At 64.4% G+C, this 818-nt stretch carries 1 protein-coding gene; it reads right to left on the bottom strand.

Annotated features, from left to right (window positions below):
• The coding region (locus U4012_RS35610) for a hypothetical protein (protein ID WP_321804568.1) at positions 1-818 on the bottom strand (818 nt) is incomplete at both ends.

The following is an 818-nucleotide window of genomic DNA, read 5'->3' as shown; positions in this document are numbered from 1 at the left end:
GAACCAGGCGATCGACACGCTGTCGACCTCGACCTCTACGTCGGTCAGCTCGCTGTCGACGGGCTTGTCGACGACGAACAGCACGGTGACGTCGCTGTCGAGCAGTGTCGGTTCGATCTCGAGCAGCTTGTCCACGACAAACAGTAGCCTCACGTCGCTGTCGACTTCGACGTCGACGACGGCCAGCTCGCTGTCGACGGGCCTGTCGACGACCGACAGCACGGTGTCGTCGCTGTCGACATCGAGTTCGACGGCAGTCAGTTCGCTGTCGACGGGGCTGTCGACGACCGATAGCACGGTGGCTTCGCTGTCGACCTCGACGTCGACGACGGCCAGCTCGCTGTCGACCGGTTTGTCGACGACGAACAGCACGGTGTCGTCGCTGTCGACGGGGCTGTCGACAACCGATAGCACGGTGGCTTCGCTGTCGACTTCGACGTCGACGACGGCCAGCTCGCTGTCGACCGGTATCAGCTCGCTGTCGACGGGCCTGTCGACGACCGACAGCACGGTGGCATCGCTGTCGACCTCGACCTCGACCTCGGCCAGCTCGCTGTCGACCGGCTTGTCGACGACGAACAGCACGGTCACGTCGCTGTCCACGGCGACGTCGACCGCGACCAGCTCGCTGTCGACCGCATTGTCGACGACGGACAGCACGGTGGTTTCGCTGTCGACCTCGACGTCGACCACGGCCAGCTCGTTGTCGACCGGTGTGAGCTCGCTTTCGACGGGTCTGTCGACCACGAACAGCAATGTGTCGTCGCTGTCGACGTCGAGCTCCACGGCAACCAGCTCGCTGTCGACGCTGATCTCGA

The sequence above is a fragment of the Burkholderia sp. BCC1988 genome (assembly GCF_905339895.1).
GTDB lineage: Bacteria > Pseudomonadota > Gammaproteobacteria > Burkholderiales > Burkholderiaceae > Burkholderia.
Note: the sequence above shows the minus strand (reverse complement) of the source record. Positions and strands in the feature narration are given on the sequence as shown.